Source organism: Xanthomonas sp. F1 (assembly GCF_014199855.1).
On record NZ_JACHOK010000010.1, the window covers coordinates 1 to 20,564 of the forward strand.

At 69.2% G+C, this 20,564-nt stretch carries 14 protein-coding genes; 9 read left to right on the forward strand and 5 right to left on the reverse strand.

What is annotated here, in order from left to right; genetic code table 11:
* On the reverse strand, positions 1-864 hold an 864-nt coding region (locus GGR71_RS17700; RefSeq protein WP_184452174.1), incomplete at its 3' end, for a S8 family serine peptidase.
* Between the two features lie 88 nt (positions 865-952).
* Positions 953-3,220 (reverse strand): YadA-like family protein, encoded by a 2,268-nt coding sequence (locus GGR71_RS17705; protein ID WP_160958403.1) that lies wholly within the window; start codon positions 3,218-3,220, stop codon positions 953-955.
* Positions 3,221-3,964: 744 nt separating this feature from the next.
* On the opposite strand from GGR71_RS17705, the gene GGR71_RS17710 reads away from it, so the two are divergent.
* The 5 genes from GGR71_RS17710 (at position 3,965) to purU (ending at position 8,828) form a co-directional block, all read left to right on the forward strand.
* On the forward strand, positions 3,965-4,846 hold the full coding sequence (locus GGR71_RS17710; protein ID WP_160958196.1) for an NAD-dependent protein deacetylase: 882 nt from the start codon (positions 3,965-3,967) through the stop codon (positions 4,844-4,846).
* An 87-nt stretch (positions 4,847-4,933) separates the two neighbouring features.
* Entirely contained in the window at positions 4,934-6,031 is a 1,098-nt protein-coding gene (locus GGR71_RS17715) for an oxidoreductase (RefSeq protein WP_160958193.1), read from the forward strand.
* A gap of 58 nt (positions 6,032-6,089) precedes the next feature.
* The gene (locus GGR71_RS17720) at positions 6,090-6,968 is read left to right on the forward strand and encodes an NAD(P)-dependent oxidoreductase (protein ID WP_160958190.1); all 879 of its coding nucleotides are present in this window, start codon (positions 6,090-6,092) and stop codon (positions 6,966-6,968) included.
* Between the two features lie 123 nt (positions 6,969-7,091).
* Complete coding sequence (locus GGR71_RS17725; RefSeq protein ID WP_160958188.1) at positions 7,092-7,532, forward strand: XVIPCD domain-containing protein; 441 nt, start codon at positions 7,092-7,094, stop codon at positions 7,530-7,532.
* Between the two features lie 444 nt (positions 7,533-7,976).
* Positions 7,977-8,828, forward strand: coding sequence for a formyltetrahydrofolate deformylase (purU, locus tag GGR71_RS17730; protein WP_160958186.1), 852 nt, complete (start codon positions 7,977-7,979; stop codon positions 8,826-8,828).
* A gap of 108 nt (positions 8,829-8,936) precedes the next feature.
* Here the strand turns inward: purU and GGR71_RS17735 are convergent, their stop codons facing one another.
* Positions 8,937-9,620, reverse strand: a complete 684-nt coding sequence (locus tag GGR71_RS17735; protein WP_160958183.1) for a response regulator — start codon at positions 9,618-9,620, stop codon at positions 8,937-8,939.
* Positions 9,617-10,996, reverse strand: a complete 1,380-nt coding sequence (gene baeS, locus GGR71_RS17740) for a sensor histidine kinase efflux regulator BaeS (protein ID WP_160958181.1) — start codon at positions 10,994-10,996, stop codon at positions 9,617-9,619. Before baeS ends, GGR71_RS17735 begins: the two co-directional genes overlap by 4 nt.
* Before the next feature lie 160 nt (positions 10,997-11,156).
* Between baeS and GGR71_RS17745 the strand changes: the two genes are divergently transcribed.
* The 3 genes from GGR71_RS17745 to GGR71_RS17755 are packed head-to-tail and all read left to right on the forward strand — an operon-like array spanning position 11,157 to position 16,987.
* A complete protein-coding gene (locus tag GGR71_RS17745; protein WP_304951785.1) occupies positions 11,157-12,380 on the forward strand; it encodes an efflux RND transporter periplasmic adaptor subunit in 1,224 nt (407 codons plus the stop codon).
* A 9-nt stretch (positions 12,381-12,389) separates the two neighbouring features.
* Positions 12,390-15,536 carry an efflux RND transporter permease subunit gene (locus tag GGR71_RS17750; RefSeq protein WP_160958179.1) on the forward strand — a complete coding sequence of 1,049 codons (3,147 nt, stop codon included), beginning with the start codon at positions 12,390-12,392 and terminating at the stop codon, positions 15,534-15,536.
* Positions 15,533-16,987 carry an efflux transporter outer membrane subunit gene (locus tag GGR71_RS17755; protein ID WP_160958176.1) on the forward strand — a complete coding sequence of 485 codons (1,455 nt, stop codon included), beginning with the start codon at positions 15,533-15,535 and terminating at the stop codon, positions 16,985-16,987. Before GGR71_RS17750 ends, GGR71_RS17755 begins: the two co-directional genes overlap by 4 nt.
* 213 nt (positions 16,988-17,200) lie before the next feature.
* On the opposite strand, the gene GGR71_RS17760 is transcribed toward GGR71_RS17755, so the two are convergent.
* Positions 17,201-19,183, reverse strand: a complete 1,983-nt coding sequence (locus GGR71_RS17760; protein ID WP_160958398.1) for a choice-of-anchor X domain-containing protein — start codon at positions 19,181-19,183, stop codon at positions 17,201-17,203.
* A gap of 257 nt (positions 19,184-19,440) precedes the next feature.
* On the opposite strand from GGR71_RS17760, the gene GGR71_RS17765 reads away from it, so the two are divergent.
* Complete coding sequence (locus GGR71_RS17765) at positions 19,441-20,562, forward strand: PDZ domain-containing protein (RefSeq protein ID WP_160958174.1); 1,122 nt, start codon at positions 19,441-19,443, stop codon at positions 20,560-20,562.
* Positions 20,563-20,564 lie beyond the last annotated feature (2 nt).

Sequence of the window (20,564 nt, forward strand, 5' to 3'; positions counted from 1 at the left end):
GGCGACGTGGGTGCCGTGCCAGGAACTGTCGCTCTGTTGGCCCGGCTGCGCGCAGCCGCCGTTGGCGACCAGGTACTTGTCGTCGGTGGTCCAGTTGCCGGTGTCCCAGCCGCCGGCCACGCGGCCGTTGCTGGCGCGGCCGGACATCAGCGCATCGCTGATGAAGTCGTAGCCGGCGCCGGCCAGCGAGGTATCCAGGTCCGGGTGCGCGGTGATGCCGGTGTCGATCACCGCTACCACCACGCCCTGGCCGGTGCCGTACTGCCAGGCAGGCAGCAGGTCGATGCCGCCGCGGTTGGCATAGCCGGTGGTCTCCGGCGCCAGCGTTTCCAGGTGGCCGTCGGGCGTGCGCAGGTGCCATTGCACTTCATAGTCCGGATCGTTGGGGGCGGCGACGGCACTGGCCGTGGCCTGCACGGTGCTGCGCACCGGCTTGAGGATCAGGTTGGGTTCGACGTGCGCCACCGCCGGGTCGGCGCGCAGGCTCTTCATCAGCGATTCCAGTTGCGACTGGCTCAGCTTGCGACTGGGTCGGATCAGATCTCCACCAGTGGCCAGCCGACGCACATGGTGCAGGAGCGGTACGCTCTGCCGATAGCCGCGCGACCAGGAGGCGGCGACACTGGGCGAGGAGGTGAGCTGCTTCAGCGTGCGCATCGCCGCGTCGACATCGCGGCGTTCGCTGCTGCCGTCGCGGTAGGTCACGATCACACCATCGTAGAGAACGGATCGAATGGGTTGGTTGGGCTCGCGGATCTCCAGCGTGGAGAAGCGGGACACCGGCTGGGCCTGCGCCGTGCTGGCGATTGCCATGCCGAGCGCAACGGCCAGGAAGTTTCGGGAATACAAGGAAGTGTGCGTCATGTTTTAGGGGCTGCGAAAGCTGGATAAGTGGAAGCCTGCCTCATGGGCTGGCCTGTGGAGGGGCCGATGGTGCCGATGGCCCGCGGCGTCACCAACTGAAGCCGGCGCCAGCGGAGATGCTTGCTTCGCTGCCGGAGAAGGCGCCGCCGAGCGAGACGCTGGCGCGACTGCCGATGGCGCGCTGATAACCGACCGCCAGTGCGTTCTCGCCGCCTTGCGAGCCGATTCCGACGCCGACGCGGTTGAGGCCCGCTAACCCTGAAAGATTGACCGCCATGCCGGCATAGGCGGCGCTGACCGCGCCCATCCGGTCGATGCGCCGGTCCAGGTGCTGGAAGCGCTGCTCGGTGTCGGTGCGCAGGCGGGTCAGGTTGTCGTCCCAGCCGGCCATGCGGCTGTCGGTGTAGGCGTTGGCGCTGCTCAGGGTGGCGCTGTCGCCGGCCTGCATCTGTGCGACGTTGACCGCGTCGGTGGCCGCGCTGCCGGCGGCGACGTTGCTGATCTGGCGTTCGTTGCCGGCGCTGCCCACCGAGACGGTGTTGGCGCGGGTGGCGGAGGCGCCGCGGCCGATCGCCACCGCATTGTTCGCCGAGACCGAAGCGCCCTGGCCAAGCGCGGTGCCCGAGGCGGCCGTGATCGTGGCGCTTTCGCCCACCGCTACCGCGTTGGTGGCACCAGCCGCGACACGGGCGTTGGCGCCAACCGCGGAGCTGCCGTCTGCGTCGACTCGCGCGTTGCCGCCGAGCGCGGTGTCGTTGGCGCCGGACGCCAGAGTGTTGGAACCGATGGCAGTGCCATTCTGGCCATTGGCATTGGCCTGGGCGCCGACCGCCACCGCATTGGTACCAGTGCCTGCGCTGGCACCGCCGCTGGCGCCGCTACCAACCGCGACGTCCTGGTTGCTCTGGATCGGCGCCTCGACGCGATGATCCAGCGAGGACAGCGCGCCATCCAATGCAGACAGGGCAGAGCCGACGGTGCCGTACGTGCGGCCCTGGACCAGATAGGCGCCACTTCCGATTGTGCCGTCGTTGCCGACAGCGCCACTGGTGCCGAGTACGCTGGCGATGCTGCGCAGTTGCAGCACGTTGACCGCGTCGGTATCGGAGGTACCGGCGGCGACATAGGCGAGTTGCCGCAGCGCGGTCGCATTGCCGAACGCAACCGTGCTGTCGCGATCGGCCACCGAACCGGCGCCGATCGCCACGCTGTTGGTGCCGGTCGCGGCGCTGTTGTAACCAAGCGCCAGGGTTGTCGCGCCGAACGCGGTGGCGCCACTGCCCAGTGCAATGGCGCCGGCGCCGTTGGCGCTGGCGATGCTGCCGAAGGCGCTGGCGTCTTTGCCATTGGCATATGCTTGCGCCCCGATTGCCGTTGCGTTCTCGCCGCCTGCCAAGGCCTGCGCGCCGAGCGCAACGTCGTTGTCCGCTTGGGCATTGCTTTCGAAACCGAGCGCGATGCCGTAGTCGGATCCAGCGCCGCTACCGGTACCTATGGCAATGGCGCTTTCGCCGCCCGCGACCGAGCCGAAGCCGAGCGCAGTGGCGCTGCCGCCGCTGGCGCGCGCGCGTTGGCCTATGGCAATGCTGGAGTCGGCCTCTGCATTGCTGAGTTCGCCGATCGCCAGTGCTCCGATGCCGTCAGTGCTCGATTGCGTGCCGAGCGCAACGCTAGAGTCGGCCCGTGCGCTGCTTGATGGGCCGATCGCCAGTGCACTGATGCCATCGGTTCTCGATTGCGTGCCGAGCGCAACGCTAGAGTCGGCCAGTGCGCTGCTTGATGGACCGATCGCCAGTGCACTGACGCCATCGGTGCTCGATTGCGCGCCGAGCGCAACGCTGAAGTCGGAGCGCGCAGCGCTTCCGCTACCGATGGCAATGGCGCTTTCGCCACTGGCGCCTGCGCTTTCGCCTATGGCGACACTGGTCCTGGCCTGTGCGCTGCTTGATGGGCCGATCGCCAGCGCGGCGGCGCCGTTGGCGCTCGCTTTCGCGCCGAGCGCGATGCTGACGATGGCGCGAGCACTGCTCGCAGCGCCAATCGCCACTGCACCATCAGCCTCGGCGCTTGACTCCGAGCCGATTGCGACGCTGTAGTTCGACCATGCAGCGCTCCTGCTGCCGATCGACACGCTCTGATCGCCATTGGCAAAGGCGTCCGTTCCCAGGACGACGGCATCTTGCGCATTCAGCGGCTGCTCGCTCGCGCTTTCGTCGGATTGTCTCGGGGCGTCGTCCGTTGCGGCTGCGGCGATGGGGGCCGATGTCGGACCATCGCCATCAACGCTGGTGGAAGCCGCTGCACCCAGCGGGACCGCCGCAAGCATGAGCATCGGGAACAATGGAGCGCGGCCCATGCGCGACGTGACGGTGCACCGATGCGGCGCAGCATCCCGCGAGCGAAAATGCGGCGCTGCGGACGCAAGGAAAAGCAGCTGAGCGCCGAAGCCCCGCCAATGCGGATGAAGAGTGGTCAAGTTAAAGCTCCTGGGAGTGAATCGCGAGATCGACGCGATTGGTGTTGGCAACCGAGCGCGACACAGGCGGATGGCGCCGCGTCCATGGAAGCCTTGCGTCGCGGTCGTGATCCGGACGATGGCATCGGTCGGTGCGGGTGAATGCGACTGCTTCCGTACAGTGTCCGCATCCGTCGAAAATCCAGCATGGGTACTCGCCCAAAACGCCATGGGTGATGACACGAAGGCGATGGGGGCGCGGAAGTCGCCAGGCGTGCCATGCGTTGGTCTGCAGGAACTGGCTGAAACTGGTTCGCGGTGCGGGCGCCCGCATGCAACGAGGGTTGCCGAGAGGTCTGTTCGCCTGCGGATGCGCGGCTCGGACCGCATCGCTTGCGTTGCGACGTAGCGAGGATGCGGCGAACTGCGCCCGCTGCTGGCGAGGAGGATCGGACCGCACCGCGAGCGCGATGCCAGCGTGGGCATGTTCAGGCTGCGGATGCTGCCCGATCCAGTGATCGCGCAGCGCATGCAGGATGTTCCATTCGGCGGCCGCAGGCCTTGCGCTGCCGGCCCAGGTCCCTTAAACAAGGAGTGGCGCATACCCCAATGCGCTCACCCATATGCCAGCTCCGGAGTCGTACGATGCCATCGTCGCTGCAGGATCAGCCGGCTTCTGTGTATCCGATGGCGGATGCGCTGGAAGCGTTCGTCGAGCGCCATCGGCGCCTGTTCGTGCTGACCGGTGCCGGCTGCAGCACCGACTCGGGCATTCCCGACTACCGCGACGCCGCCGGCGACTGGAAACGTGCGCAGCCGGTGACCTACCAGGCCTTCATGGGCGAGCTGGCGACGCGACAGCGCTACTGGGCGCGCAGCCTGCTCGGCTGGCCGCGCCTCGGCCATGCGCGGCCCAATGCCACCCATGCCGCGCTGGCGCAGCTGGAAGCGCGCGGCCAGGTCGAAGTGCTGCTGACCCAGAACGTGGACGGCCTGCACCAGGCCGCCGGTAGTCGCGCCACCATCGACCTGCACGGGCGCCTGGACGTGGTGCGCTGCATGGGCTGCGAGCGGCGCCTGCCGCGCGAGGCGTTCCAGCAGCACCTGCTGCAGCACAACCCGCAGTGGGCGACGTTGCAGGCCGCGCCGGCGCCCGACGGCGATGCCGACCTGGAGGGAGAAGACTTCGCCAGCTTCGTGGTGCCGGGCTGCATGCACTGCGGCGGGGTGCTGAAGCCGGACGTGGTGTTCTTCGGCGAGAACGTGCCGCGCGAGCGCGTGGCCAGTGCCTTCGCGCATCTGCAGCGCGCCGACGCGGTGCTTGTGGTGGGTTCGTCGCTGATGGTCTATTCCGGCTTCCGTTTCGTGCAGGCCGCGGCCAAGGCCGGGCTGCCGATCGCCGCGGTCAACCTGGGCCGCACCCGTGGTGACGACCTGCTGAGCCTGAAGGTGGAGCAGCCGTGCGCACAGGCGCTGGCCTTTCTGCTGCCGGCGGCGGCGCGCGTTCCCAATCCCGGCACGAACTGATCCACCGGCAGTGGTTGATCGCGCTGCGCGGCAGGAGTGCAATGGTCGCCTCCCGCGCCGCGCGCGGCGTTTCCACGGATCCGCATCGTGAGTCAGTTGTTCTCGCCCCTCGCACTGGGGCCGCTGTCGTTGTCCAACCGCATCGTGATCGCGCCGATGTGCCAGTACTCCGCCGAGGACGGCCGTGCCAGCGACTGGCACGTACAGCACCTGGGCCAGCTGGCGCAGTCCGGCGCCGGGCTGTTGATCCTGGAGGCGACGGCGGTGGAGCCGCGCGGGCGCATCAGCTACGCCGACCTGGGCCTGTGGGACGATGCCACCGAGGCGGCACTGGGCACGGTGTTGCGCGCGGTGCGGCGCTGGTCGCCGATGCCGCTGGGCATCCAGCTTGCGCATGCCGGGCGCAAGGCGTCCACGCATAAGCCCTGGGACGGCGGCGGCGCGATCGCGCCCGACCAGCCGAACGGTTGGCAGACCATGGCGCCGTCGGCGCAGGCATTCGCCGCCGACGGCGTGCCGCCGCAGGCGCTGGACCTGGCCGGCATCGACGCCATCGTCGAGGCGTTCGTGACGTCGGCGCGGCGCGCCGAGCGCCTGGGTTTCGCGCTGATCGAACTGCACGCCGCGCACGGCTACCTGCTGCACCAGTTCCTGTCGCCGCTGAGCAATCAGCGCGCCGATGCGTATGGCGGCAGCCTGGAGAACCGCATGCGCCTGTTGCTGCGCGTGCATGCGGCGGTACGCGCCGCGGTGGCTCCGGGCATCGCGGTGGGCGTGCGCATCTCCGCGACCGACTGGGTCGACGGCGGTTGGGACCTGGCGCAGAGCGAGGTGCTGGCGCAGGCATTGCAGGCGCAGGGCTGCGATTACCTGCACGTGTCCAGCGGCGGGCTGGACCGGCGTCAGCGCATTCCGGTGGCGCCCGGCTACCAGGTGCCGCTGGCCGAAGCCCTGCACCGCGCACTGCGCATGCCGGTGATCGCGGTGGGCCTGATCACCGAGCCGCAGCAGGCCGAGGCGATCCTCGCCGAGGACCGCGCCGACGCCATCGCGTTGGCCCGCGGCATCCTCTACGATCCGCGCTGGCCCTGGCATGCGGCGGCCGCGCTGGGCGCGCGGCTGCGGCCGGCGCCGCAATACCTGCGCTGCGAGCCGCCTGCGGCGCGCGGCGTGTTCGACGCCTGACCGACGCACCGCGCGCGTCCATGGCGGCCTCCATTTCGATTCCTTCAGGGAGCATGCAATGACGACGATTGGATTTCTCGGCCTGGGCACGATGGGCCAGCCGATCGCGCTCAACCTACTGCGTGCCGGCCATGCGTTGACGGTGTGGAACCGCAGCGCCGCGGCGGCGCAGCCCCTGCTCGAGGCCGGCGCGCAGCAGGCCACGCAACCGGCCGATGCGGTGCGCGGGCCGGTGCTGTTCTCGATGCTGGCCGACGACACCGCGGTGCGCGAGACCCTGCTCGATCGCGGCGCGCTGGACGCGCTCACCGCCGGCAGCGTGCACGTCAACATGGCCACCATCTCGGTGGCGTTGGCGCGCGAGCTGCACGCGCTGCATGCCGAGCGCGGCGTCGCCTACCTGGCGATGCCGGTGCTGGGGCGGGTCGAGGTGGCCGCGGCCGGCCAACTCAACCTGCTCGCCGCCGGCGATGCCGCGGCGCTGGCGCGGGTGCAGCCCTTGCTCGATGTCATCGGGCGCAAGACCTGGTACTTCGGCGCCGCGCCGGAACAGGCCAACGCGGTCAAACTCGCCGCCAACCTGTGCCTGGCCAGCGCCATCGGCACCATGGCCGAGGCGTCGGCCCTGGTGCGCGGGCATGGCGTGGAAGCGGCCGATTTCCTCGACATGCTCACCAGCACCGTGTTCGCCGCACCGGCTTACCAGACCTACGGCGGCATGATCGCCGAACAGCGCTACAGCCCAGCCGGCTTCAAGGCCACGCTGGGTCTGAAGGACGTGCGTCTGGCGCTGAACGCCGGCGAGACCCGGCACGTGCCGATGCCGCTGGCGGCGGTGCTGCGCGATGCCTTCATCGAGGCGATCGCGCACGGCGACGGCGACCTGGACTGGGCGGCGCTGGCCAAGGTCGCCGCGCGCCGCGCCGGCCAGGCCTGAGTGTCGCGGGACGATCTTCAGCGGACCTTGGCGGCGGATGCCGCACACTGCGTGCCCGCTTGAGCCTGGCGCGCGCTTGCCGCTAAGGTGCGGCGATTTGCTGGCGCATCACAGGAGGATGCCATGAGTCCGAATTCGTCCGATCCCGGCGACAGAGTGCCGATCCAGCCGCCGCGCGCGGTCGTGCGCGAGGCCGTGCCCGGCCCCGATCATCCGGACCATCCCGATCACCTGCTGTACGCGCAGATCCGCGAGGGCGTGCATGCGCTGGACGCCGCCTGCGGCCGTGCACCGGACGCGATCAGCGAGCGCATGGTGGCGCGGCTGCTGCCGCTGGCCAAGGAGTACGGCTTCGACCAGGTCGACCACGTGGTGCTCAGCCGCGAGATCGGCGACGTGGAGGATGGCGAGAACGTGTTCCTGGTGCGCGGCGACCTGGACGACCCGGCGCATCTGCGCGCGCACATCACCACCCACGAAGCGGTCGGCATGTCGGTGGAGGATTCGCTGGCGCGCCTGGAGAAGGTCAACCGCCGCCTGGCGTTGCGCCTGCGCCCGGAGTGAGTAGAGAAAGTAGCAACCTCTTGGGCGCTGCATCAACCGAGACAGGATTTCAGGGTAAGGATGCCTAAGCTCCTCTCCCCCCGGGAGAGGGGTTGGGGTGAGGGTACGGGGCGCGCAGCGCACGCGGTGTTTAAGCTGCACGAGGCTTCGCCCGCACCCTCATCCGCCCCTTCGGGGCACCTTCTCCCGAGGGGAGAAGGAAAAGCCGGCTTCGGCTGGATTGCTTTTAGCCCCTCTCCCCTCGGGAGAGGGGTTGGGGTGAGGGTAAGGGCGCGCAGCGCACGCGGTGTTTAAGCTGCACGAGGCTTCGCCCGCACCCTCATCCGCCCCTTCGGCGCACCTTCTCCCGAGGGGAGAAGGAAAAGCCGGCTTCGGCTGGATTGCTAAGCCCCTTCCCCCCACCGAGGGGTTGGGGTGGGGGTACGGGTCCCCTATCATCAGCGGATGCGCCCCGACTACATCCTGACCCTGTCCTGCCCGGACCGTACCGGCATCGTCTTCCGCGTCAGCGGCCTGCTGTTCGAGCACGGCTGCAACATCCTCGATGCGCAGCAGTTCGGCGACGAGGAGAGTGGCCGCTTCTTCCTGCGCGTGCACTTCGACGTACCCGCCGACGGCGTCGCCGCCGCAGTGAAGCTGCAATTGGAGCCCCTGGCCGCCGACTACGCGATGGACTGGCAACTGCACGACGCGCGCCGCCGTGCGCGCCTGCTGGTGCTGGTCAGCAAGCAGGGCCACTGCCTCAACGACCTGCTGTTCCGCGCGCACAGCCGCCAGTTGCGGGTGGACATCGCCGCGGTGGCCTCCAACCATTCCGATTTCGCCGCGCTGGCCGGCTCCTACGGCGTGCCGTTCCATCACCTGCCGGTGAGCGCCGCCAATCGCGACGAACAGGAAGCGCAGCTGCTGGCGCTGGTCGAACGCGAGCGCATCGACCTGGTGGTGCTGGCCCGCTACATGCAGATCCTGTCGCCCACCCTGTGCGCGGCACTGGCCGGGCGCGCGATCAACATCCACCACAGCTTCCTGCCCAGCTTCAAGGGCGCGCAGCCGTACCACCAGGCGCACGCGCGCGGGGTCAAGATCATCGGCGCCACCGCGCACTACGTCACCGGCGACCTGGACGAAGGCCCGATCATCGAGCAGGACGTGGCCCGCGTGGACCACGCCATGACCCCGCGCGAGCTGGTGCGCCTGGGCAGCGATACCGAATCGCAGGTGCTGGCCCGCGCGGTGCGCCGCCACGTCGAGCATCGCATCCTGTTGAACGGGCATCGCACTGTGGTGTTTCGGTGAGGCGGGGAGTGGGGATTCGAGATTGGGGATTCGCAAAAGCGGCTTGACCGATTGCATTTCAGCCGTGGCGCTGCCGGCTCTTGCGAATCCCCAATCCCCAATCCCCAATCACGGCTCAAAGCGATACCCGGCCCCATACACCGACCGCACCCAGTCCTCCACGCCGGCATCGGCGAGCTTGCGGCGCAGGTTCTTGACGTGGCTGTCGACGGTGCGGTCGGTGACGATGCGGTGGTCGACGTAGAGACGGTCCATCAGTTGTTCGCGCGAATACACGCGCCCCGGTGCGGTGGCGAGGGTGCGCAGCAGGCGGAACTCGACCTGGGTCAGGTCCAGGTCGCGGCCGTGCACGCTGGCGCGGCAGGCGTCCTCGTCGATCTGCAGGCCCGGCGCCGGCGCGCCCTTGGGATCGTGGCGATGGCGGCGTAGCACCGCCTGCACCCGCGCCACCACCTCGCGCGGACTGAACGGCTTGCAGATGTAGTCGTCGGCGCCGATCTCCAGGCCGAGCAGGCGGTCGATCTCCTCCACGCGCGCGGTGACCATGATCACCGGCACCGCGCTTTCCCTGCGCAGGTCGCGGCAGATCTCCAGCCCGTCGCGGTTGGGCAGCATCAGGTCCAGCAGCACCAGGTCCGGCTTCTGCGCGCGGAACGCGCCCAGCGCCTGCGCGCCATCGGCGATCCAGTCGTGCGAATAGCCGGCGGCGTGCAGGTACTCGCGCATCACCGCGGCCAGGCGCGGTTCGTCCTCGACGATCAGCACGTGCCCGATCGGGTCCAGGCCGCTCATGCCGCCTGCGCCGGCAAACGCACCACCACGCGCAATCCGCCCAGCGCGGAGGCCTCGGCGTCGATCGCACCACCATGGGCCTCGGCGATGTTGCGGCAAATCGCCAGGCCCAGGCCGCTGCCGCCGCTGGCGCGGTTGCGCGAGGCCTCGGCACGGTAGAAGCGCTCGAACAGGCGTGCGCGCTTGTCCGCCTCCACGCCCGGTGCGCTGTCCTCCACCACCAGTTCCAGCATCGCGTCGCAGCGCATGCAGCGCACCTGCACCGTGCCGCCGGCGTCGGTGTAGCGCAGGGTGTTCTCCAGCAGGTTGCCGAGCAGTTGCTGCAGGCGGCGCTCGTCGCCGTCCACCTGCAGTGGGCCGGCGTCGATCTGCACCTGCACCTGCAGCTGCGCGTCAACGAAGCGCGCGCGCATGCTGTCCAGCACGGCGGCCAGGATCACCGCCAGGTCGACCGGCGCGCGTCGGTAGGCGAGCGCGCCGACATCGGTCAGCGACACGTCGTACAGATCCTCGATCAGCTTGCCGAGCTGGCCGATCTGCTGGTGCAGCGAACCCAGCGAGTCCGGCGTCATCGGCCGGATGCCGTCCTGCAGCGCTTCCAGTTCGGCGCGCAGCACCGCCAGCGGCGTGCGCAGCTCGTGCGAGATGTCGGCCATGAAGTCGCGCCGCGCGCGTTCGTTGTGCTCCAGCGCCTGCGCCAGCAGGTTGAAGTCGCGCGCCAGCTGGCCGAGTTCGTCGCGCGCACTGGCGTCGATGCGGGTGGCGTAGTCGCCGGCGGCCAGGCGGTGGGTGGCGCCGGTGAGGCCACGCATGCGTCGCAGCAAGGCGCGCGACAGCAGCCAGCCGAGCAGCGCGGCGACCACCAGCGAGGCGCTGCCGATCATCCACCATGCGTGTTGCTGCGCCGCGTAGAAGCGTGCGTCTGCCGCCGCCAGCGCCTTCTGGAATGGCAGCATCGCCATCCAGCCGACGGTACGGCCGCCGACCACCACCGGGCGCAGGATGTCGTCCCGACCGACATCGGGATTGCCGATCACCGGCCTGTAGTCCTGGTCGAGCAGCGCGAAGCGAAACACCGCGCCGGTCTGGTCGGAAATCGGAGGTGCCCTGGGCGGCGTACCGGGGCCATGCTCCGGGCGCATCAGCACGAACCACACATCGGGATTGTCGCGCACGAAGTCCCAGTTGCCGTGCCGGGCATACTCGGCCCTGACCCGAGGCAAGGTCTCCAGCATGCGCTCCACCCCTTGTTGGTTGAGGTAGTCCAGGAACTGGCGTTTGACGAAGGCCTGTACGGCCAGGCCGTTGATCAGCAGCACCGTCACGCATGCGGCGAGGATGGCGAGGAACAGCTTGGCGGTGAGGCCCAGTTTCATCGGAGAGGCAAGGCACGGCGCGGGAGCGACAGATGCTGCGTATTAGCCGCGTCGCGGCAGGGGAAAGCAAGCCAATCCACGCCGTCGTCGGCAATCTCCAAATTTGCTGCACATTCGCGGCCTAGCGTGGCCACCTTCGGAAATCCCGTGAGTGCGCCGCATGCTGCCCGTCGTCCGCCGTTTCTCCATGTCGCCCTCGCGCTGGCTGCTGCTCGCCGTCGTTTTCACGGCGGTGGCCGCGTGTTCCTCCAAGCCGCCGCCGCAGATGCCGCAGACACAGGTCGGCGTGCAGACGGTGAAGGTGCAACGCCTGGCGCTCGACCAGACCCTCTCCGGCCGGACCGTGGCCTACATGAGCTCGGAGGTGCGTCCGCAGGTCGGCGGCATCCTGCGCAAGCGGCTGTTCGCCGAAGGCCAGGACGTCCACGCCGGGCAGGTGCTGTACGAGATCGATCCGGCCAGCTACCAGGCCGCGTACGACACCGTCAAGGGCGATCTGGCGCAGGCCGAGGCGGCGGTGCTGTCGGCCAGGCCCAAGGCGCAGCGCTACCAGACCCTGGTCGGGCTGGATGCGGTCAGCAAGCAGGACGGCGACGATGCAGTGGCCACGCTGCGCGCGAACGAGGCGGCGGTGGTCGCGGCCAAGGCCGCCTTGCAGACCGCGCGCATCAATCTCGACTACACCCGCATCACCGCACCGATCTCCGGCCGCATCGGCACCTCCAGCTACACGCCAGGCGCGCTGGTCAGCGCCGGCCAGAGCGAGGTGCTGGCCACCATCAACCAGCTCGACCCGATGTACGTGGACGTGACCCAATCCAGCGCACAGCTGCTGCAGTTGCGCCGCCAGCTCGACGCCGGCCAGCTCAAGGCGGTGAATGGCAAGGCCGAGGTGACGCTGCAGTTGGAGGACGGCAGCACCTATGCGCGCAGCGGCACGCTGGAGGTGGTGGATGCCGCCGTCGATACCGCCACCGGCACGGTCAAGCTGCGTGCGGTGGTGCCCAATCCCGATCGTCTGCTGCTGCCGGGCATGTACGTCAAGGCGGTGCTGCCGATGGCGGTGGACGAGCAGGCCATCCTCGTGCCGCAGCAGGCGATCAGCCGCAACAGCAAGGGCGAGGCGGTGGCGATGGTGGTCGGCCGCGACAACAAGGTCGCCCAGCGCGTGCTGACCACGGGCGATGCCATCGGCGACAAGTGGGTGGTGCGCAGCGGACTGAAGGCCGGCGACCGGGTCATCGTGCAGGGCCTGCAGAAGGTGTCGGTCGGCGCCGAGGTCAAGGCGGTGGAAGTCACCGGGACCGCGGCGGCCGGCAACGCCGCCACCACCGCAGCGGCAGGCTCCCACGGCAACGCCGCGGCGGCGCCGAAGGTCGACTGAGGAACCGCTATGGCCCGTTTCTTCATCGACCGTCCCATCTTCGCCTGGGTCATCGCGATCGTGATCACTCTGGCCGGCGCGCTCTCGATCCTGTCGCTGCCGCTGGAGCAGTACCCCAACATCGCCCCGCCGTCGATCAACGTCAGCGCCACCTACACCGGCGCCTCGGCGGAGACCGTGCAGAACTCGGTGACGCAGATCCTCGAGCAGCAGATGACCGGCCTGGACCATCTGCTGTACATGTCCTCCAGCAGCAGCTCCGCCGGCACCGCCTCGATCACCCTGACCTTCGACTCCGGCACCGACCCGGACACCGCCCAGGTGCAGGTGCAGAACAAGGTTTCGCAAGGCGAGGCGATGCTGCCGGAGGCGGTTCAGAGCAATGGCGTGACCGTCACCAAGTCCATGGGCAGCAGCATGTTCATGGTGCTGGCCTTCACCTCCGAAGACGGCAGCATGGACAGCACCGACATCGGCGACTACATGGTGTCCACGTTGCAGGACCCGATCAGCCGGCTCAACGGCGTCGGCGGCGTCAACGTGTTCGGCTCCGAGTACTCGATGCGGGTGTGGCTGGATCCGGAGAAACTGCGCACCTACGCGCTGATGCCGTCGGACGTGAGCAGTGCGATCTCGGCGCAGAACGCCGACGTCTCCTCCGGTGCGCTGGGCGCGTTGCCGGCAGTGCAGGGCCAGCAGCTCAACGCCACGGTCACCTCGCGCAGCAAGCTCAGGACCCCGGCACAGTTCGAGGCGATCGTGCTGAAGTCGCAGCCCGGCGGCGCCACCGTGTACCTGCGCGACGTGGCGCGGGTCGAGCTGGGCTCCAAGTCCTACGCGTCCAGTTCCAAGTACAACGGCAAGGCCGCCTCCGGCATGGGCCTGGAACTGGCGACTGGCGCCAACGCGCTGGATGCGGCCAAGGCGGTGGAAGCCAAGCTCGAGCAACTCAAGCCGTATTTCCCCACCGGGCTGAAGTACGAGATCGCCTACGACACCACGCCGTTCGTGCGCATTTCCATCGAGGACGTGGTCAAGACCCTGCTCGAGGCGATCGTGCTGGTGGTGCTGGTGATGTACCTGTTCCTGCAGAACTGGCGCGCCACGCTGGTGCCGGTGATCGCGGTGCCGGTGGTGCTGCTGGGCACGTTCGGCGTGCTGGCCTTGCTCGGCTATTCGATCAACACGTTGACCATGTTCGCGATGGTGCTGGCGATCGGCTTGCTGGTCGACGACGCCATCGTGGTGGTGGAGAACGTCGAGCGCCTGATGAGCGAGGACGGCATGTCGCCGCGGCAGGCGACCTATACCTCGATGGGGCAGATCTCCGGCGCCCTGGTCGGCATCGCCCTGGTGTTGACCGCGGTGTTCCTGCCGATGGCGTTCTTCGGCGGCGCCACCGGCGAGATCTATCGGCAGTTCTCGGTGACCATCGCCGCGGCGATGCTGCTGTCGCTGCTGGTGGCGTTGACCCTGAGCCCGGCGCTGTGTGCCAGCCTGCTCGAGCCGATCGCGCAAGGCGGGCACGTGTCGCGCAAGGGCCCGCTCGGACGCTTCTTCGGCTGGTTCAACGCCCGCTTCGATCGGGGCGCCGACGGCTACGGCCGCGGCGTGGGCAAGCTGATCGGCCACCGCAAGCTTGGCGGCCTGGTCTATCTGGCGTTGCTCGCGGTGATGGCGCTGCTGTTCTGGCGCCTGCCCAGTTCGTTCCTGCCCGACGAGGACCAGGGCATGCTGATGGTGATGTTCACCACGCCGTCCGGCGCAACCCAGCAACGCACCCAGCAGTCGATCGACCAGGCGTCCGACTTCATCCTCAAGCAGCCGGAGGTGGCCGGGATGATGACCATCACCGGTTTCAGCTTGGCCGGCAGCAGCCAGAACTCGGGCATGGGCTTCATCAAGCTCAAGGATTGGGCCGAGCGCGACGCGTCCGCGCAGGAGATCGCCAGCCGCATCACCGGCGCGATGATGGGCACGCTGCCGGATGCGCAGGTGTTCGCGCTGTCGCCGCCGGCGATCAACGGCCTGGGCACCACGTCCGGCTTCACCCTGGAGCTGCAGGACGTGGCCGGCAAGGGCCACGACGCGCTGGTCACCGCCCGCCAGCAACTGCTGCAGCTGGCCAACGCCGACAAGGACCTGAGCGCGGTGCGCTTCAACGGATTGGAAGACGCACCGACCTACCGCGTGCAGATCGACGATGCCAAGGCCGGCGCACTCGGCCTGAGCGCTTCGGACATCAATGCCACGCTGGCCACGGTGATGGGCGGCAGCTACGTCAACGACTTCCTCAACAACAACCGGGTCAAGCGCGTCTATGTGCAGGGCGAGCCGGCCGCCCGGATGCTGCCCGCCGACATCGGCCGCTGGTACGTGCGCAACAGCAGCACGGAGATGGTGCCGTTCTCGGCCTTCTCCAGCAGCCAGTGGGCGTATGCGCCGCAGGTGCTGAGCCGCTTCAACGGCGTGGAGTCGATGGAGATCACCGGCAGTGCCGCTAGCGGCATCAGTTCCGGCGAGGCGATGAATGGCATTGCCGCGCTGGTAGGCAAGATCGGCAAGGATGTCGGCTACGCCTGGTCGGGCATGTCCTACCAGGAGCAGGCCGCCGGCGCGCAGACCTGGATGCTGTACGCGGTGTCGCTGGTGTTCGTCTTCCTGTGCCTGGCCGCGCTGTACGAGAGCTGGTCGATCCCGATCTCGGTGATGCTGGCGGTGCCGGTGGGCATCGTCGGCGCATTGCTGGCGACTTGGCTGCGCGGGTTGTCCAACGACATCTACTTTCAGGTCGGCCTGCTGGCGACGATGGGCCTGGCGGCCAAGAACGGCATCCTGATCGTGGAGTTCGCCAAGGAACTGGAAGAGAAGGGCAAGCCGCTGCTCGAAGCGACCCTGCATGCCGCGCGCCTGCGCCTGCGCCCGATCCTGATGACCTCGCTGGCGTTCATGCTCGGCGTGCTGCCGATGGTGGTCAGCAGCGGCGCCGGCTCCGGCGGCCGCCACGCGCTGGGCACGGGCGTGCTGGGCGGAACGCTGGTCTCGACCGCACTTGGCATCTTCTTCGTACCGCTGTTCTACGTGATCGTGCGCAGCCTGTTCCCCGGCAAGCGCGTCGAACCGGAACCGGCGCAGCTGCAGGAGGAGAACCCATGACCCCCGTGAGCCTGACCCGCTCGGCGCTGGCGCTGGCCTGCGCCGGCCTGCTCGCCGGCTGCGCGAGCCTGGCGCCGAGCTACGCGCGTCCCGACGCGCCGGTGCCGGCGACCTTCGCCGACAGCGGCAGCGGCGACGCTGGCGACGGCGCCAGCATCGCGACCCTGGACTGGCGCCAGGTGTTCCTCGATCCGCGCCTGCAGCAGGTGATCGCGCAGGCGCTGGACAACAACCGCGACCTGCGCGTGGCCGTGCTCAACATCGACAAGGCGCGCGCGCAATACCGCATCCAGCGTGCCGACCTGTTCCCGTCGGTGAGCCTGAGCGGCAGCCAGAGCGCCGCGCGCAGCAGTGCGTCCACCAGCCTCAGCGGACGCGCCGAGGTGGCGCGCACGTACACGGCCGACGTCGGCATCAGCAGTTGGGAACTGGACCTGTTCGGGCGCATCCGCAGCCTCGAGGACGAAGCCCTGGAAACCTACCTGGCCACCGCGCAGACCCAGCGCAGTACGCGCTTGAGCCTGGTCGCCGAGGTCGCCGCGGATTGGCTGACCGTCGCCGCCGACCAGCAGCGCCTGACGCTGGCACAGCAGACCCTGGACAGCCAGCGGCGGACCCTGGCACTGACCGAGGCGCGGCATCGCGAAGGCATCGCCTCCTGGCTGGACCTGGCGCAGGTGCAGACCAGCGTGGAGAGCGCACGTGCCGACGTGGCCAGCTACATCACGCAACTGGCCACTGCGCGTAATGCCCTGGACCTGGTGGTTGGCGCACCGGTGGCGGCCGATGCCCTGCCGCAGGCCGACGCGCTGGAAGGCGGCGTGGCGCTGGCGTCGCTGCCGGCGCCGCTGGAATCGCGCGTGTTGTTGCAGCGCCCGGACGTGCTCTACGCCGAGCACACGCTGAAATCGGCCAACGCCGACATCGGCGCGGCCCGCGCGGCGTTCTTCCCGACCATCTCGCTGACCGCCTCCAGTGGGCGCAGCAGCAGCGCCCTGTCCAGCCTGTTCGATGCCGGCAACCGCACCTGGTCGTTCGTGCCCAGCATCAGCGTGCCGATCTTCCGCGCCGGTGCGCTCAAGGCCGAACTGGACGTGGCCCGCATCACCCGCGACGTCAACGTCGCCACCTACGAGAAGGCCATCCAGAGCGCCTTCAGCGAAGTGGCCGATGCGCTGGCCACGCGCGCGCAACTGGACGAACGCATGGATGCGCAACGCGCCCTGGTCGCGGTCACCCAGCGCAGTTATGACCTGGCCGAGGCCCGCTATCGCAATGGCGTGGACAGCTATCTGGATGCGCTGGACTCACAGCGTTCGCTGTACTCGGCGCAGCAGGACCTGATCACGCTGCGGCTGACCGAGGCCGGCAACCGCGTCACCCTGTACAAGGTGCTCGGCGGCGGTGCCGACGCACAGAGCGGCGAGTCTGTGGCAGACGCGACGCGTTAACGTGTTCCCCGCACGATCGTAGCAGCGGCTTCAGCCGCGACGGCATTCCCGATAAAGCCCGTCGCGGCTGAAGCCGCTCCTACAAAAACCGCACTCCGAGCGAATTGCACCAGCGGCGGCTTCGGCACTGGGGAAAGATCGGCGCTGCACCAGGCTGACATGCCCGGGCAGCGCTTTACCAATCCCCAATCCCGATTCTCTAATCCCGGCCCCTCAACGCGCCGCGTTGGCGTTCATCGTCGCGTTGCGGTTGGCGTCCAGGTACTGCGCCGGATCGCGCATGCCGGTGGTGTGGCACTGGCCGGTGGTGTGGCCGCGGTTGACGCCGCCCGGCAACTGGCCGTTGACCTGCTCCACGGTGCCGTCCTCCGGGTCGCTCAGCACCAGGTCCGAGGCCGCATTGCAGTAGTCGTTGGTGTACCAGTTGGTCTTGGCGAAGGAGGTGGTGTAGTAGTTCACCAGCGCTCGCGCCGAGTTGGGGATGCCGGCCAGCCAGGCCTTGGCGCCGTCGTAGGTCAGGTCGTTGTTGGTGCCGCAGCCCACGCCGAACCACGAGCCCACCGTGGCCAGGATGCCGGCCAGGTTGGTGCCCTGGTAAGGCGTCCCCACCGACTGCATCACCCGCCCGCCGCTGGCGTTGTCCAGGCCGCTCCAGTAGTACACGTACAGATGCAGCGCGGCCATGCCGCCCTGGCTGTGCGCCACCGTGCCGAACGAGTTCCACTGGCTGCCGAACTGCGCCAGGCGCTGCGCGAACTGGTCGTTGCTGCGGTTCTGGTTGACGTCCAGGAACGCGGACGCATTGGTGAACTGCGCCACCGGCCACACCCCGCCCGAGCAGTAGCCGTGCACCAGCACCAGGCGCTTGCCGGTGGCCTGCGCCTGCATGTCGGTGGAGGCGGCGCTCAGCTGCGCCGGTCGCTCGCCCATGCGCATGCTCTCGTCGATCGCGCCGGTGTTGCGGGCTACGCTGCTGCGGCGCAGTGCCGGCAGGGTCAGCGGCAATGCCGCGCGCGTGGCCAGCGGCATGAAGTTGTCCGGATCCTCCACGCGCAGGTTGCGCAGGGTGAACGGCGCGCGCGCGCCGGCGCGGACGATCCAGCGTTCGTCCACGCTCAGCGGCAGGCGTCCGTCCTTCGGCGCGAGCATGCCGCCGAGCCAGGCCACCGGCACCGCGCCGCCGTCGCGGCCGGTGCCCCACAGTTCGCCGAGCACGCGGTAGTGCGCCGGCGCCTGGCCGCCACCGATGCGCACCGGGATCGGCAGGGTCAGGCGGGTGCCGGGCTGGGCGCTGGCGGCGATGGCATCGGTGGTGATGCGCAAGGTGGTGTCCAGCACCGGCAGCACGTGCTCGCTGGTGCGCACGAAGGCCTGGCCGCCGGCGTCGTGGCCGTGCACCACCACCTGTGCGATATAGGTGCCGGTGGCGGTGGCCGGGAAGTCGCCGGCATACACGCCATCGCCCGCGGCGCCGTCGCCATGGCGGCCGTCGTCGGCCATCGGCCATTGGCTGACGGAGCCGTCCGGCGCGATCACCCGCAGCTGGGCTGTGTCGATGCGGCCGCTGCCAGCGCTGCGCGCCAGCGACACGCCACCCTGCGCATCGATGCCGCCGAGCAGGGCGGTCAGGCCGATACGCTGGCCGCGCTGCAGTTGCGCGCGGTCGCTGGGGTAGGACGCCAGTTGCGTGCGCGGGTCGCCCTCCATCAGCACATAGCCGCGCTGCGCCGCGCTGCTGCCGTCGGCCTGCAAGGTCAGGGTCCACTCGCCGTTGGCGGCTGTGTCCACACGGTACTCGCGCGCCGGCAGCGCGGCGCCGCCGGCGCCCAGTTGGGTGGCCTTGGCGCTGGGCGCGAGCAGCGGCGTCGCGGCGGCGGTACCCATGCGTGCGCTGGCGGTGGCCGGTGCGCTCAGGCGCGGCTGCCAATCGTGGTCGCCGGACAGCACCACGAAGCGCAGCTTGCCATTCTCCACCGGCAGGGTGGTGTGCCACTGCGCCGGGCCACTGCTGCGCGCGGCGGAGAACTCAACCGGCAAAAGCGCACTCTTTGACAGGATCGCTGCTTCCGCCGGAGCGGGCGCGCGCATCTGCGCAAATTCCTCCGGCGGTCCGGCCAGTTGTTTGGGAATCAGTTCGGCTGCGTGTGCGAGCAGCGGCGACAACAGTAGCGTGGACAGCAGGGACAATGTCGGCAGCGTGGACATGACGGCTCTCTCCTTGAACAGCGGAAGCCGAACAGGCAAGGCCATCGCGGCCGGCCGCCTGGACAGCGGATGCAGCGCCCCCTCGCTACGACGTGCGTGCGTTATACCCCGCTGCGATGACAGTTCCACTCTGCGCTGCAGCACTTCAGGCCACTGCGGGCTGCGGCCAGCACGGAGATGGGATAGTGTGCACAGCGGGGCGGCGCCGCGGCGCCGATGGCAATGCAGAGTGTCTAGGGGGATTGCAGATGCTGCGCAATGCGGTGTATCTCGCTGTCGTGTTCTTCACCGGCCTGGCGCCGGTAGTGGCCCGCGCGCAATCGCCCGCGCCGAGCCAGTCCGGATTCGCCTTCTGCAGCGTGACCGATACCGGCAGCGTGCCGGCCAAGATCTGGGTCTCGCCGGTGTTCGCGCTGTCCTATCCTGCCGACGTCGGCAGCCAACTGCAGCGCAGCAACGCGCTGGCGGGTGCGTTTCTGCGCCACGTGGGCACCCTCGGCGGTGCCGGGAACAAGGAATGCGCGCTCGCTGCCGGACGCGAGGACGTCCAGGCGTTGCGCGAACAGCAGCGCGCGCTATGGGATAAACGTCTGTTCCTGATGAAGGCCGGCAGTTGGCGCGACGTGGACTGGACTCCGTCGCCGGAGGATGCCGTCGCCCAAGCGCCGGCGCAGCGCACGCGCTATTTCTACTGCTACGCCACCCAGGTGGATATTCCCGATCGCAGCGACCGCGCGCGCACCGTCGCCAGCCAGGTCTTCGCCATGCCGAGCGGTGCCGATCCGATGGCGGTCTACACCCAGAGCCAGGCCTATGCCGAGGCATTCAAGCAGGTCGTGGGTGCGCATGGACAGCCGGAGGACGGCACGTCGTGTACGGCGTACGATACCCAAGGCGAAGCGGACAAGGCCAGCCGCGACTATCGAAAGTTGATGGGTGGCTTCAACACCAAGTTCGCCGAGGTGCCATGGCGGCCGAGCGAAGTCGCACCGGGTGCGCCCCCGGTCACGCCGGCGGTGTCCGCGCCGCACGCCGCAGCGCCTGCAGCGCCCAGGCTGCTGGGCGTGCGCATCGTGCCGGTCACGGCGGAACTGGTGCTGGCGGCCGGCCTGCCTTCGCCGCGCGGGGCGTGGGTGGTGGAGGTGTTCGATGGCATCGCCGCCCGTGCCGGCATCAAGCCGATGGACGTGCTGCTGGAGATCGCCGGCCAACCGGTCGTCGGCTTCGAGGACGTGCCGCGGCTGGTCGCTGCGGCGGCTGCGGATGTTCCGGTGCCGGTGAAGCTGTGGCGCGATCGCCGCGAGCACGTGCTGAGCGTGGTGTTTCCGGCAGGTGTTGCGCCAGTGGCGACGGCACCGGCTGCCCAGTAGAC